9 protein-coding genes are annotated in these 13,454 nt (G+C 69.7%); 8 read left to right on the top strand and 1 reads right to left on the bottom strand.

Annotated features, from left to right (window positions below):
• The first annotated feature begins 53 nt into the window (after nt 1–53).
• Nucleotides 54–1,169, top strand: coding sequence for a 3-isopropylmalate dehydrogenase (locus tag TsocGM_RS17525; RefSeq protein ID WP_126726760.1), 1,116 nt, complete (start codon nt 54–56; stop codon nt 1,167–1,169).
• 195 nt (nt 1,170–1,364) lie between these two features.
• Here the strand turns inward: TsocGM_RS17525 and katG are convergent, their stop codons facing one another.
• Nucleotides 1,365–3,776, bottom strand: a complete 2,412-nt coding sequence (gene katG / locus TsocGM_RS17520; protein ID WP_126726759.1) for a catalase/peroxidase HPI — start codon at nt 3,774–3,776, stop codon at nt 1,365–1,367.
• A 264-nt stretch (nt 3,777–4,040) separates the two neighbouring features.
• Between katG and TsocGM_RS17515 the strand changes: the two genes are divergently transcribed.
• From TsocGM_RS17515 to TsocGM_RS17485, 7 genes are all read left to right on the top strand, one after another.
• On the top strand, nt 4,041–4,970 hold the full coding sequence (locus tag TsocGM_RS17515) for a LysR family transcriptional regulator (protein ID WP_126726758.1): 930 nt from the start codon (nt 4,041–4,043) through the stop codon (nt 4,968–4,970).
• A 169-nt stretch (nt 4,971–5,139) separates the two neighbouring features.
• Nucleotides 5,140–5,325 carry a toxin-antitoxin system HicB family antitoxin gene (locus TsocGM_RS17510; RefSeq protein WP_126726757.1) on the top strand — a complete coding sequence of 62 codons (186 nt, stop codon included), beginning with the start codon at nt 5,140–5,142 and terminating at the stop codon, nt 5,323–5,325.
• 70 nt (nt 5,326–5,395) lie between these two features.
• Entirely contained in the window at nt 5,396–6,109 is a 714-nt protein-coding gene (locus TsocGM_RS17505; RefSeq protein ID WP_126726756.1) for a PTS sugar transporter subunit IIA, read from the top strand.
• Between the two features lie 85 nt (nt 6,110–6,194).
• Entirely contained in the window at nt 6,195–9,317 is a 3,123-nt protein-coding gene (locus tag TsocGM_RS17500; protein ID WP_199756817.1) for a YbcC family protein, read from the top strand.
• A complete protein-coding gene (locus tag TsocGM_RS17495) occupies nt 9,314–10,702 on the top strand; it encodes a proton-conducting transporter transmembrane domain-containing protein (protein ID WP_126726755.1) in 1,389 nt (462 codons plus the stop codon). The genes TsocGM_RS17500 and TsocGM_RS17495 overlap by 4 nt, the downstream gene beginning before the upstream one ends.
• Complete coding sequence (locus TsocGM_RS17490; protein ID WP_126726754.1) at nt 10,702–12,189, top strand: proton-conducting transporter transmembrane domain-containing protein; 1,488 nt, start codon at nt 10,702–10,704, stop codon at nt 12,187–12,189. Before TsocGM_RS17495 ends, TsocGM_RS17490 begins: the two co-directional genes overlap by 1 nt.
• 439 nt (nt 12,190–12,628) lie before the next feature.
• Nucleotides 12,629–13,342, top strand: coding sequence for a DUF4396 domain-containing protein (locus TsocGM_RS17485; protein ID WP_199756816.1), 714 nt, complete (start codon nt 12,629–12,631; stop codon nt 13,340–13,342).
• Nucleotides 13,343–13,454 lie beyond the last annotated feature (112 nt).

The raw sequence follows: 13,454 nt of genomic DNA, 5'->3' as shown, positions 1-13,454 counted from the left end.
CCCGGTCTTTCTGGTTCCGGACACGATTTCGAGCGCAAGCGCGAGGAGACGCAGTGGCCACGATCGGAGTGATCCCGGGCGATGGTGTCGGTCCCGAGGTGATCCGCGAGGCGGTCGCCATCCTGGAGGATCTGGGGGCGGCCCGCGGCCTGGGGCTGGACTTCGCCCCCGTCGACCTGGGCAGCGATCGCTACCTCCGCACCGGCGAGGTGCTGCCCGAGTCGGTCCAGCAGGAGCTCTCCCGCTGCGACGCCATCCTGCTGGGGGCGATCGGCGACCCCCGCGTCCCTCCCGGCGTGCTGGAGAAGGGGCTGCTGCTGAGGCTCCGCTTCGACTTCCAGCAGTACATCAACCTCCGCCCCGTCCAGCTCTTCCCCGGCGTCGAGACGCCCATCAAGGGCAAGGGGCCCGAGCAGATCGACCTGGTCGTCGTCCGAGAGAACAACGAGGACCTCTACGTCGGCGCCGGCGGCTTCACCCGCAAGGGAACCCCCGAGGAGGTCGCCATCCAGACCTCAATCAACACCCGAGCCGGCGTCGAGCGCTGCCTCCGCTACGCCTTCGACCTGGCCGGACGCCGCGCGCAGGCCCGGGTCTTCCCCGGCCTCTCCGACGCCGATCGGGCCGCCGGCAAGCGAGGGCTCGTCAGCCTCGTGGCCAAGACCAACGTGCTGACCTTCGCCCACGACCTCTGGGACCGCGCCTTCCGCGAGGTCGCCGCCGACTACCCGGCGATCAAGACCGACTACCACCACGTCGACGCCTGCTGCATGCGCCTGGTCGTCAGCCCCGAGCGCTACGACGTGATCGTCACCACCAACATGTTCGGCGACATCATCACCGACCTCGGCGCCGTGCTCCAGGGCGGTATGGGCGTGGCCGCCTCGGGCAACCTGAACCCCGAGCGGACCTATCCCAGCATGTTCGAGCCCGTGCATGGCTCGGCCCCCGACATCGCGGGTACCGGCAAGGCCAACCCGATCGCCGCGATCCTCTCCATCGGCCTGCTGCTGGACCACCTCGGCTCCCCCGACGCCGCCGCCGACGTCCGGTCGGCCGTCGCCCGGGTGCTGGCCGATCCGGGAGCGCCGAAGACCCCCGACCTGGGCGGCACCGCCACCACCAGCGAGGTCGGCCGCGCGGTCCGAGAGGCGATCGCGGCGAAGTGACGGCGGCAGGCCGCTCGATCGTTCCCCCGCCTCGGTCGATCCGGCTCCCCCTCGGGACGAGGGGAGCCGGGCGGCGCGGGCGTCAATCGCACACGGCGGCCCCCCGAGGGGGAGGCCGCCGTGCGATCGCGAGCGCTCCGAGGCTCGGAGCGGGGTCGAGTCGAGTCAAGTCAAGTCAACACAACTCGAGTCGAATCAATTCCGAGCGACCGCCCCCGAGCCGCCTCGCAGGGCCGGATCCAGGTCGAACCGATCGAGGTTCATCACCTTGACCCAGGCCGAGACGAAGTCCTTGACGAACTTCTCTCGGGCGTCGTTGGAGGCGTAGACCTCGGCGATGGCCCGGAGCTGCGAGTTCGAGCCGAAGATCAGGTCGACCCGAGAGCCGGTCCACTTGACCTCGCCGGTCTTGTGGTCGATCCCCTCGAAGACGCCCGCGCCCTCGGCCGACTGCCGCCACTCCGTGCCCATGTCGAGCAGGTTCACGAAGAAGTCGTTGGTCAGCGTGCCGGGCCGGTCGGTGAAGACGCCGAGGGGGGAGTCTCCGTGGTTGGCGCCTAGGACCCGGAGGCCTCCGACGAGCGCCGTCATCTCGGGGGCGGTCAGCGTGAGCAACTGCGCCTTGTCCACCAGCAGCTCCTCCGGCCTCCGGTCGCTGCTGGAGCCGAGGTAGTTGCGGAACCCGTCGGCGATCGGCTCCATCACGGCGAAGGACTGCACGTCGGTCTCCTCCTGAGAGGCGTCGGTGCGGCCGGGGGTGAAGGGGACCTCGACCTCAGCGCCCGCCTTCCTCGCGGCCTGCTCGACGGCGGCGCACCCGCCCAGCACGATCAGGTCGGCGATCGAGACCCTCGTGTCGTCGTTTTGCGCGTCGTTGAATTCCCGCTGGATCCGCTCGAAGACCGGCAGGACCTTGGCCAGCTCGGCCGGCTCGTTGACCTCCCAGTCCTTCTGGGGGGCCAGGCGGATGCGGGCGCCGTTCGCGCCGCCTCGGTAGTCGGAGCCCCGGAAGGAGGAGGCCGACGCCCAGGCGGTCGAGACAAGCTGCTCGGTGGTCAGGCCGGAGTCGAGGATCGCTCGCTTCAGCCGGGCGATGTCCTGCTCGTCGATCAGCGAGTGGTCGACCGGAGGGATCGGGTCCTGCCAGAGCTGCGCCTCGGGGACCTCCGGGCCGAGCAGCCGGGAGACGGGCCCCATGTCGCGGTGGGTCAGCTTGTACCAGGCCTTGGCGAAGGCCAGCCGGAACTCCTCGGGGTTCTCCAGGAACCGCCGGGAGATCGTCTCGTAGGCCGGGTCCATCCGCAGGGCCAGGTCCGTGGTGAACATCATCGGGGCGTGGAACCTGGTCGGGTCGTGGGCGTCGGGCACGGTGCCGTCCCCCTCGCCCCCCTTGGGGGTCCACTGCCAGGCGCCGGCCGGGCTCTTGGTCAGCTCCCAGTCGTAGCCGAAGAGGTTCTCGAAGTACTCGTTGGACCATTTGGTCGGCGTCGAGGACCAGGCTCCTTCCAGGCCGCTGGTGATCGTGTCGGCGCCCTTGCCCGACCGGTAGCGGTTCTTCCAGCCGAGGCCCTGCTCGGTGATGTCGGCCCCCTCGGGAGCGGGGCCGAGGTACTCGTGGGGGGAGGCGGCGCCGTGGGCCTTGCCGAAGGTGTGGCCGCCGGCGATCAGCGCGACGGTCTCCTCGTCGCTCATCGCCATGCGGCCGAACGTCAGGCGGATGGCCTGGGCCGCGGCGATCGGGTCGGGCTTGCCCTTGGGCCCCTCCGGGTTCACGTAGATCAGGCCCATCTGGGTGGCGCTGAGCGGGTTGGGCATGCTCTTGCCGTCATAGCGCTCACCGCCAAGCCACTCGGCCTCCGGCCCCCAGTCCACGTCCTGCTGCGGCTCCCAGACGTCCTCTCGGCCGCCGCCGAAGCCGAAAGTCTCGAACCCCATCGACTCGAGCGAGACGTTGCCGGCCAGGACCATCAGGTCGGCCCAGGAGATTTTCCGGCCGTACTTCTGCTTGATCGGCCAGAGCAGCCGACGCGCCTTGTCGAGATTGGCGTTGTCGGGCCAGCTATTGAGGGGAGCGAACCGCTGCGTGCCGTCCGAGGCGCCTCCCCGGCCGTCGGCGACGCGATAGGTGCCGGCGCTGTGCCAGGCCATGCGGATGAACAACGGCCCGTAGTGGCCGTAGTCGGCCGGCCACCAGTCCTGAGAGGTCGTCAGCACTTCCTCGATGTCCTTCTTCAGGGCGTCGAGGTCGAGCGTCTTGAACTCCTCGGCGTAGTTGAAGTCCTCCCCCATCGGATTGCCCATGGGGGAATTCTGGTGGAGCATCCCCAGGTTCAGCGCCTGGGGCCACCAGTCCTGGTTCGACCGGGGCTTCGGCCGGGGGGCCTCGACGGCCGGGGGGGCCTCCTGGTCTTGGTTCCCGGGACCTTCGACCGCGGCCGTCAGGGATGTCAGCGCCCGGATCGCGCCGGTCACAGGACACCTGGAGCCGGCCGCCGCCCCCGGGCCGTGCGGCCCCTCGGGCTGGGCCTGCTGGGCAGATGCGGACGCCGCGGCGCACAGCACCGCGAGGCTCGTCAGCAGACGAGCGAGATTGGTTGTCGACGTCATGATCTCTCCCGGCTTGGGGGTGAAGCGCATCGTTCGCGGCCGGACCGGCCCGCCGAGGGCGATCCGAGGACACTCCGGGCGATCTTCCCAATGCATCTGGCGGTTCGGGTCGATGCGTCAGAAGCATGGTTCGGCCCCGGGCCAGGGGATGCCCGGCCAAGGGTCGAGTATCTCGCGAGACGCCCCCCGAGATCCAATGCATTCGTCGGATGGGTATCATACCCTCCGTGCATCGTTCTCACGCCAGGAGCGAGGAATCCCTTCATGGAACTCGATCAGCTGCGCTACTTCCTGCAGGTCGCCCGGCGGGGCAACTTCACCAGGGCCGCCGAGGACCTGAACATCTCCCAGCCGGCGCTCAGCCGGTCGATCCAGCGGCTGGAGGAGGAACTCGGCCAGCCGGTCTTCGAGCGAAAAACGCGATCCGTCTCCCTAACCGACGCCGGCACGCTGCTGCAGGGGAGGGCGCAGCAGGTGCTTTCCATCCTCGAGGACACGAAGGCCGAGATCACCGACGACGGCGAGAGCGGCCGCGTCCGGGTCGGCGCGATCCCAACCATCGCCCCCTACTTCCTCCCCGAGGTCCTCGGCCGGTTCTCCGCCGCTCATCCCCGGGCCACGATCATTGTCCAGGAGAACACGACCGACCTGCTGCTGAAGGCCTGCACCCAAGGGGAGATCGACCTGGCGATCGTCGCCCTCCCGATCCAGGCGAAGTACCTGGAGCTCGAGGAACTCTTCGAGGAAGAGCTGCTGCTCGTCCTCCCGCTCGATCACCCCCTGGCCGACAAGCCGAAGATCCGCCTCTGCGACGTGGAGCCCTTCCCGTTCGTGCTGCTCGACGAGGCACACTGCCTCTCCGACACCATCGTGTCCTTCTGCCGCCAGCGCTCGTTCCAGCCCGTTGCCGTGGAGCGGACCAGCCAACTGACGATGGTCCAGGAGCTGGTCTCCCTGTCCCACGGCGTTTCCATGATCCCCGAGATGGCCCGGTGTCGCGACCAGAGCGACCGCCGCGTCTACCGATCGCTCTGTCGCCCGAAGCCGACACGCACAATCGCGGTCGCCTGGAACCCCTACCGCTTCCAGAGCCGGTTGCTGAAGGCCTTCCGAACCCATCTTCACCGCGACGCCGCTCGGCGCAACGCACCACCGCCGACGCCGATCATTCCGAAGAAGCCCATCACGTCGTGATTGCGTTTCATCGTGCGTCCGGCGGGTCCCCCTGCGTTCTGAGCTCTGGGCATTCTGGTTGTGTCATTGACATTAGGGGACGCTGACGCCACAATGTCCATCAATGTCCTGGGTCGTCCACGATTGGCCCTTTCCCGGTGTGTCCGCGCGGCCCTGTCGGAGATCCGAGATGCCCGAGACGGTTGTCCATTTCCAGGTCCGCATGCCGCCTTCGCTCCACGAGCATCTCGCGAGCCGGGCGCGGTCGGAGAAGACCTCGCTGAACGCGCTGATTGTTTCCATCCTGCAGCGGGAGCAGGAGTGCTCCGGGCGGGACGGGACGGCTGATCCGCCGGGAGAGCCGTCGGCTCGCTGATCGGCCCGGCGTTCCCGACGCCTTGGAGTCGCGCCCGACTCCGGGGGGAGGCAGAGGGAAGGACGCACTGGTGAATCTCTCGGTTCGTGAGACCGCCCGGCTCCTGAGCGTCTCGGAGAAGACGATCTACCGGTGGATCAAGCAGCAGTCGATCCCCGCCTACCGGGTCCAGGAACAGTACCGCTTCAACCGGGCTGAGATCCTCGAATGGGCCACCTCTCGGCGGCTGAGTGTCTCCAGCGAGCTGCTCTCGGAGCCGGAGGCGCTGGGCCAGCCGGTCCCCTCGCTGGTCGAGGCGCTGGAGGCGGGCGGGGTTCATTATCGAATCTCGGGGACGGACAAGGAGTCGGTCTTGAGGGAGCTGGTTCAGCTTCTCAGGCTCCCTGGGGAGGTTGACCGCGAGTTCCTGCTCCGGGTTCTGCTGGCCCGGGAGGCGATGGCGTCGACGGCCGTCGGGGAGGGGATCGCCATCCCTCATGTGCGCAATCCGGTTGTCCTGCACATCGACCGGCCCACCATCGCGCTGGGCTTCCTGGAGCGTCCGATCGACTACGGGGCGTTGGATGGCCACCCGGTTTCCATCCTGTTCGCGATCATCAGCCCGACGACCAGGGCGCACCTCCATCTGCTCTCAACGCTGACGTTCGTCCTCCGAGATGCCCAGGTGCGTCGCAGCCTCAGCACCCAGGCACCCCGGCAGGTGATCCTTGCCCAGGTGCGGGAGGCCGAGGGGCGGCTGGCCGTCCATTGTCAGCCTGCTCCCGCTGCCCGGTCTTCTGACTGATCGCCCGGTCGGGGGGCAAGCGGTCCAGTCCTCCTGGTCTCTCTGGTCGCCCGGCGCTCTTGTTCCGACAATCGGATCCACTGCCGTGCACGACGCGATGACTCCCGGGCCCTCTGGCGGGCTCGGTCGGGGCGAGGACCGACATACGGAGGTCCTCGAGGCGCTCATCGACCACGCGGCGCACCTGCTGCCGTCGCAGGGCCCGATCACGGTCTTCGTCCACCACAACACCCTTCACGCCTTCGAGGAGCTTCGGTTCGACGAGGCGGTGCGGCGGGGCGCGGCCACCTACGGCTGCCAGCCCTACCTTCCGGAGGCCTGCTATCGCCGGGAGGTCGCCCGGGGGCGGATCGGCCCGGACGACCTGGCCGAGGCGCTGCTGGAGGACCTCGGCGAGGACGCCGACCTGCTCCTCGGCTTCATGGGGACGCGCTATCACCTCCGGCTGGCGATGATCGAGCACCCGCTTCGGCTGGGGACCGACCAGGAGCTGCGCTGGCTCGTCGCCGAGACCGACGCCCTGGATCGCTTCCGGTCCGAGGCCCCCCCGGAGGCGAGGCGTCGCCTGGTCGATCGGACCCGGCGCTGGATCCTGAGGGACTACCTCGCGACCGGGCCCGGTTCGGGGGAGCCCGGCGGCGGGCCGATCCGCTCGCTGCTCGATCGGTTCGGCGCCGAGGGAATCGAACGCTGGTCGGAGCGGACCTGGGAGTCCTTCACCCTGCACCTGCTGTGGCGCGTCTGCCACCAGGGAGTGCACGGGCTGGGCCGGACCGACGAGGCGCCGCCGCAACCGTCCCGGCATCGCGACCTGCTCCTGCTGGCGACCGGGAGGGACACCGACCTGCTGGTCCACGACCTCCTCATCCGCTTCTGCGCCGCGTTCCTCGACCAGGGATTCGCCCGCTGGGCCCTCCCTGGCCGGGACGCCGGGTTCTTCCGGTGTTTCTCGGATCTCTACCGAGACGCGTCGCCGATCTCCTCGTGGCTCCGGGGGCTGCCCGGGGAACTGCGCCGGATCGATCGCGAGGGGCTCTCGCCGACGGAATCAATTGACGAGTCGCTCCGCTTGCTGGGGGTCCCCGAGGGGGAGCGGGAGCGTTACATCTCCGAGACGCTGCTGGCGCTGCGCGGGTGGTCCGGGATCCTCCGGCAAATGGAGACGAACGCGGAATGGGCGGCCCACCCGGCCCCTCCCGGGACCCTGACAGAGTACCTGGCGATCCGCCTGATCCTCGACCGGCTCGCGCTGGCCTGGGTCGTCCGAGAGGCCCTGGGGGCCGATCCGCCGTTGCCCGACCTGCGGGAGGAGCTTCGGCACCGGCTGCCGCACCCGCCGCGGGTGAGCGTCGACCAGGGGGCGTACCTCGTGTTCCAGCTCGCCCAGGTGAGGGGCTGGACCCCCGAGGAGCTGTACCGTCGCTCCAAGGCGGAGTGGGCCCGGCTGGTCGAGGAGATCGAGTCGTTCGGCGGGGTCGAACGGCGACGGGTCTACCACCTCGCCTTCGAGCGCCGCTTCCGGAACCAGGTGCTCGACGCGCTGGCGGCCCACCCCGGCGAGGACCGGTCGAAGGAGCCAGAGGTCTCCGGCTTTCAGGTCATCTGCTGCCTCGACGAACGGGAGGAATCGTTCCGCCGCCATCTGGAGGAGGTCGCTCCGGGCTGCGAGACGTTCGGGGTCGCCGGATTCTTTGGGGTCGCGATGTACTACAGGGGGGTCGCCGAGGCCCATGACCGGCCGCTCTGCCCGGTCAGCATCCGGCCAAGGCACTTCGTTCGGGAGGAGACGGTCCTCTCTCTGGAGCAGACCAGCCGACTCCAGGAGGCGGCCCGCCGTCGGTTCGGCCGGCTCGGGCACCTGCTGCACGTCGGAACCCGGACCGTCGTTGGGGGGGTCGTGACGGGGCTGTTCGGGTCGATCGCCTCGGTCCCGCTGCTCATGAGCGTGCTGCTGCCCCGGCGAGCGTCCCGTGTCCGACGCCTGGTCGGCCGACTGGTGACGCCTCCCGTGACCCGGCTCCGGCTCGAACGGTCCCGGCCCGAGCCAGGCCCCGGCATCGGCCAGATCGGCTTCCGAGTGGACGAGATGGCGGTCATCGTCGGCGGCGTGCTCACTTCGATCGGCTGGACGAAGGCGTTCGCCCCGATCGTGCTCGTCCTGGGGCACGGCTCGTCGAGCCTGAACAACCCTCAGGAGGCCGCCTACAACTGCGGCGCCTGCGGCGGCGCCCCGGGAGGGCCGAACGCCCGCGCCTTCGCCCAGATGGCCAACGATCCTCGGGTGCGCCGGGCCTTGGCCGCGACCGGCTTGGTCCTTCCCGACGAGGTTCACTTCCTCGGTGCCCAGCACAACACCTGCGATGATTCGGTGACCTACTTCGACCTCGATCGCCTGCCGAGCTCCCATCTCGAAGCGTTCGCCCAAGTCCAATCCGCCGTCGAGGCCGCCCGGCGGCGCAATGCGCACGAGCGGTGCCGGCGGTTCGAGTCGGCCAGGCTGACGATCACCCCCGAGGAGGCCCTTCGCCACGTCGAACGCCGGGCCGAGGACCTTTCGCAAACCCGCCCCGAACTCGGCCACGCCACCAACGCGGTCTGCATCGTCGGCCGTCGCCGGCGCACTCGGGGCCTGTTCCTCGACCGCCGGGCATTCCTGGCGTCCTACGACCCGACCTCGGATGATGGCGCGGGGTCGATCTTGGCCTGCTCGCTTCGAGCGGTCATCCCGGTCTGCGCCGGGATCAATCTGGAGTATTTCTTTTCGGCGGTCGACCCCGTCGGATATGGCTGCGGGACGAAACTGCCGCATAACCTCACCGCTCTGCTCGGCGTGATGGACGGCGCGTCCAGCGACCTGAGGCCCGGCCTGTCCTGGCAGATGGTCGAGATCCACGAACCGATGCGCTTGCTCGTCGTCGTGGAAACGACGCCGGAGATTCTCGCGACGATTCTCGAACGAGAGGAGGCGATCGACCGCCTGGTGCGCAACGAGTGGGTCCGGCTGGCGACCCTCGACCCGGACGGGCCAGCCATCCACGTCTACCGGGGGGGGCGGTTCGAGCGATACACCCCGGGGGGGGCGGCTCTTCCCTGGGCACCAACCTCGGAGGCGTGGTATCGGGGCTCCCGAGACCACCTGGGGTTCGCCCTCATCGGCGCCGGAGCGGGCCCGCTGCCTTCGGCGAGGGCCGAGGATTCGAGTCGATGACCATCGATTCAATCTCTGGGGTCCTGGGGCTGGGGGTCCTGGCGTCGCCGGCCCTGCTGCTGGCCGTCCTGGGGCTGGCCCCCTCGGTCGGCCGGCCCATGGGAGAGGCCGCGATCGCCCGCTGGACCGCCTCGTGTGTGGTGGCCGGGCTCCTCTCGGCCCTCGGGGTGCTCGCCCTGATGCTGGCGACGGGCCAGCGCCACGTTCCCGTCGAGTTCGGCGACTGGGTGGCGATCCCCAGCGAGCACTTCCACTTCCGCCTGAAATTCATCTTCGACCGGCTCTCGACGCCGTTCCTGATCCTGACCCTCGTCATGGTCGGGACGATCGGAGCCTTCGCCGACCGCTACCTGCACCGGGAGCCGGGGTACGGCCGTTTCTTCCGGTCGTTCGCCGTCTTCCTGCTGGGGATGGTCGTGGCCTCGCTCGCGGGGACGATCGAGACGCTCTTCCTCGGCTGGGAGCTGGTCGGGCTCTCGTCGGCGCTGCTGGTGGCGTTCTTCTACGAGCGGGCCGCGCCGGTGATCAACGCCCAACGGATCTGGTCGGTCTACCGGATCTCCGACGCGGCCTTCCTCCTGGCGGCGGTGGCGCTGCACCGCGTTTCGGGGGAGGGAGACTTCGCGACGATCACGGGGACCAGCCCGTGGCCGGAGGGGGAGGCGGCTCTTTCCCCGGGCCAGGCGCTGGGGGTCGGGCTGCTCCTGCTCGTCGCGGCGTCGGGCAAGTCGGGCCTGGTCCCGTTCTCGGGGTGGCTGCCCCGGGCGATGGAGGGGCCGACCCCCTCGAGCGCCGTCTTCTACGGGGCGCTCTCGGTGCACCTGGGGACCTTCTTGCTGCTGAGGGCCAGCCCGATCATCGACCGCTCGGAGACCCTCGGCGCCGCGGTCGTGGCGGTCGGCCTGGCCTCGGCGGTCTTCGCGGCGATCGCCGGCCGGGTGCAGGCCGACGCCAAGTCGGCCCTGGCCTTCGCCTCGCTGACGCAGGTCGGCATCATCACCGCCGAGATCGGCCTCGGGCTGCGGTACATCCCGCTGATCCACATGATCGGCCACGCCTGCCTGCGGACCCTCCAGCTGCTCCGGGCCCCCTCGCTGCTGCACGACTACCACCAGCTCGAGAACGCCATCGGCGGCCACCTGCCGAGAGGTGAGGGCCTGGCGGATCGCTGGCTGCCGGAACGGGCCCGGCGGGCGATCTGCCGGTTCGGCTTCGAGCGCGGGCACCTCGACGCGGCGATCGACCGCTTCGTCGTCGGCCCCTTCCTGAAGGCATTCCGCTGGTGCGACCGCATGGAGCGGCGCTGGACCGACCTGCTGACCGGCTCCGGCTCCCGGGAGTCGGATCGGGTCCCGCCCTCGTCCCCGATCGGGGAGGAGTCGTGATGTTCGGGCTGCACGTCCCCTGGCTGGAACTCTGCATCCTGATCCCGGCAGCCGCGGCGGCCCGGGTCGCGACCCTCCGGGAGCCGGGAGCGGCCCGGAGGCTGAGCCTCATCGCCTCCGGGCTGGCCCTGGCCTGCGCGCTCGCCGCCTGGCAGGACTTCGCCCGGCTCCCCTCGCCGTCTTCCCAGGACCGCTGGGACCCCCTGGCGCCCCTGCTCGGCGAACCCCTGTTCGCCGTCGATGAGCTGACGGCCCCGCTGCTGCCAATGGCCGCCCTGATCTGCTTCCTGACCAACCTGGCGACCCTGAGGGCCAAGTTCCGGGTCTTCTCCTTCGCCCGGTCCCTCGCCGCCGAGGCCATCCTGCTGGCGACCCTCGCCTGCGTCCGGCCCTGGGGCCTGGTCGTGTTGCTGGCGGCGGGGGCGGTCCCCCCGTTCCTCGAGCTTCGGGCCCGCCGGCGACCGACCCGCGTCTTCGTCGCGCACATGACCCTGTTCGTCGCCCTGCTCGTCGCGGGCCGGGCGCTGGTCGCAGGAGGGGGCGCGATCACCCTCGGCGCGGCGCTGCTGACCGCCGCCCTGTTGCTCCGGGTCGGGATCGTCCCGGTCCACTGCTGGATGACCGACCTGTTCGAGCACGCCACGTTCGGGACGGCCCTGCTGTTCGTCTCGCCGATGGTCGGGGTGTACGGCATGGCGAGGCTGGTGCTGCCCGTCGCTCCGCCGGGGATCCTCGAGGCGATTTCGATCGCCTCGATCATCACGGCGGCCTACGCCGCCGGGATGGCCCTGGTGCAACGGGAGGCGAGGCGCTTCTTCTGCTACCTGTTCCTGAGCCACTCCTCGCTCGTGCTCGTCGGGATGGAGGCCGCGACGCCGATCGGCCTGACCGGGGCGCTGAGCCTCTGGCTGTCGGTCGCATTGGCCCTGACCGGCTTCGGCCTGACGATCCGGTCCGTCGAGTCTCGGATCGGCCGCGTCTCCCTGGCGGACTTCCACGGCCTCGACGCGCACGTTCCGATGCTGGCGGCGCTGTTCCTGCTGACCGGCCTGGCCAGCATCGGCTTCCCCGGGACCGCCGGCTTCGTCGGCCTGGAGCTGCTGGTCGAGGGGGCGTCCCGATCCTCGTCGATTCTGGAGGCGTCGGTGGTGATCATCACGGCGCTCAACGGCCTGGCCGTGATGCAGGCCTTCTTCCGGATCTTCACCGGGAAGCCGAACCCGACCTCGATCGACCTGCGCATCCGCCGCCCGGAGCGGATCGCCGTCCTGACGCTGATGGCCCTGATCCTCGGCGGCGGGCTGATCCCCCAGCCCGGAGTGTCGAGCCGCTATCGAGCCGCCCTGGAGCTGGTCGAGGCCCGGCGCCGGCACACGCCGGCCGACAGCCCCTCCCCCCCCGGGCCGCCTCCGATGTTGGCCCACCATCCGTCGACGACGGGGACGCCCTCGTCCCTTCCACAGGCCCGCCGCGATGAGCGTCGATAAGCTCGAACCAGTGGTCAATTGGGCATTCCTCGGTGAAATGTCGCATTCAATCCGCCGGGCGCACCTTCGGCTGTCGTTTCCTTCCGGGAGGACCGGATCGAGCAGGAGCAAACCCGGCTGTATGGGTCAGTTGCAGCATCGTGGGGGGCGAGTGACGCCCAGACGGAACACGCGGTCAGCGGCGGTTGAGTCGGTGTTGACGGGCTCCTTGTCAGGCAGCCGTCGTCGACCTTCTTCTCCCCGCCCCGACGGCCGAGTCGAGGACTTGCGTGCTCCGGCATGATGTCGCGGGTCGAGCCGGTTGAGCTGGTTGTCGTTGCGGCTCTGGCTGGCCGGCCGGCAGGGATTGCGCTGGCGCGGGTGATCGGGAGCCTTGGATCGATCGATTGCCGTTGCTGTCCGGCGACGGAGGACCCGAAGGTTGAGCCGATCCGGCGGGATGGCCGATCTTCCTGCCGAAGGAGGCGTGCCGATGCTCGACGGGGTGATGCTGCTCTGGTTCCTGCTGACGGCGGCCTCGGTTGCCTTCGTGGCGATCGACATCCGCTCCACGCCTGAGTCGCCGGTGATGAAGTGGGGCTTCGTCCTCGTGACCGCGTACTCGGGGCCCATCGGCGCGTTTTTGTATGTGCTCGGCTGCCGGGAGCCGCTGCCCGGCACCCACGAGCAATACGTCTCGGCGCGATGGCGGCAGGCCCTGGGGTCGACGATGCACTGCGTCGCGGGGGACGGCGTGGGCATCCTCGTCGGCGCGGTGGTCGGCAGCCTGCTCGCCCTCCCCCGCCTCGGGGAGATCGCCCTGGAATACGTCCTCGGATTCGGATTCGGATGGGCGATCTTCCAGGCCCTCTTCATGAAGGACATGGCGGGCGGGACCTACCGCAAGGCGATGGCCAGCACGTTCCTGCCCGAATTGATTTCGATGAACATGCTGATGTCCGGGATGGTTCCGGTCATGGTGATCGCGATGAAGGCGATCCCCAGGAGTCACCATCCCTCCTCTCCGGCGTTCTGGTTCGTGATGTCGATGGCCCTCCTCGTCGGGGCCGTGGTGGCGTACCCGGCGAACTGGTGGCTGGTCTCGAACCATCTGAAGCACGGGATGATGACGGTCCGCCCAGGCGGCAGCATGCCCGGGGTAACCGTCCGATGAACCGCGTCTGGAAAGCGAGCTGAGTCGACGCGACGATACCCGCGGCGGGTCCGATCGCCCCGCCCGGGAGCCGCACCCATGCCGCGTCAGGCATCCGACGACGCACCGTGGC

It is taken from the genome of Tautonia sociabilis, assembly GCF_003977685.1.
GTDB classification, from domain to species: Bacteria; Planctomycetota; Planctomycetia; order Isosphaerales; family Isosphaeraceae; genus Tautonia; species Tautonia sociabilis.
Note: the sequence above shows the minus strand (reverse complement) of the source record. Positions and strands in the feature narration are given on the sequence as shown.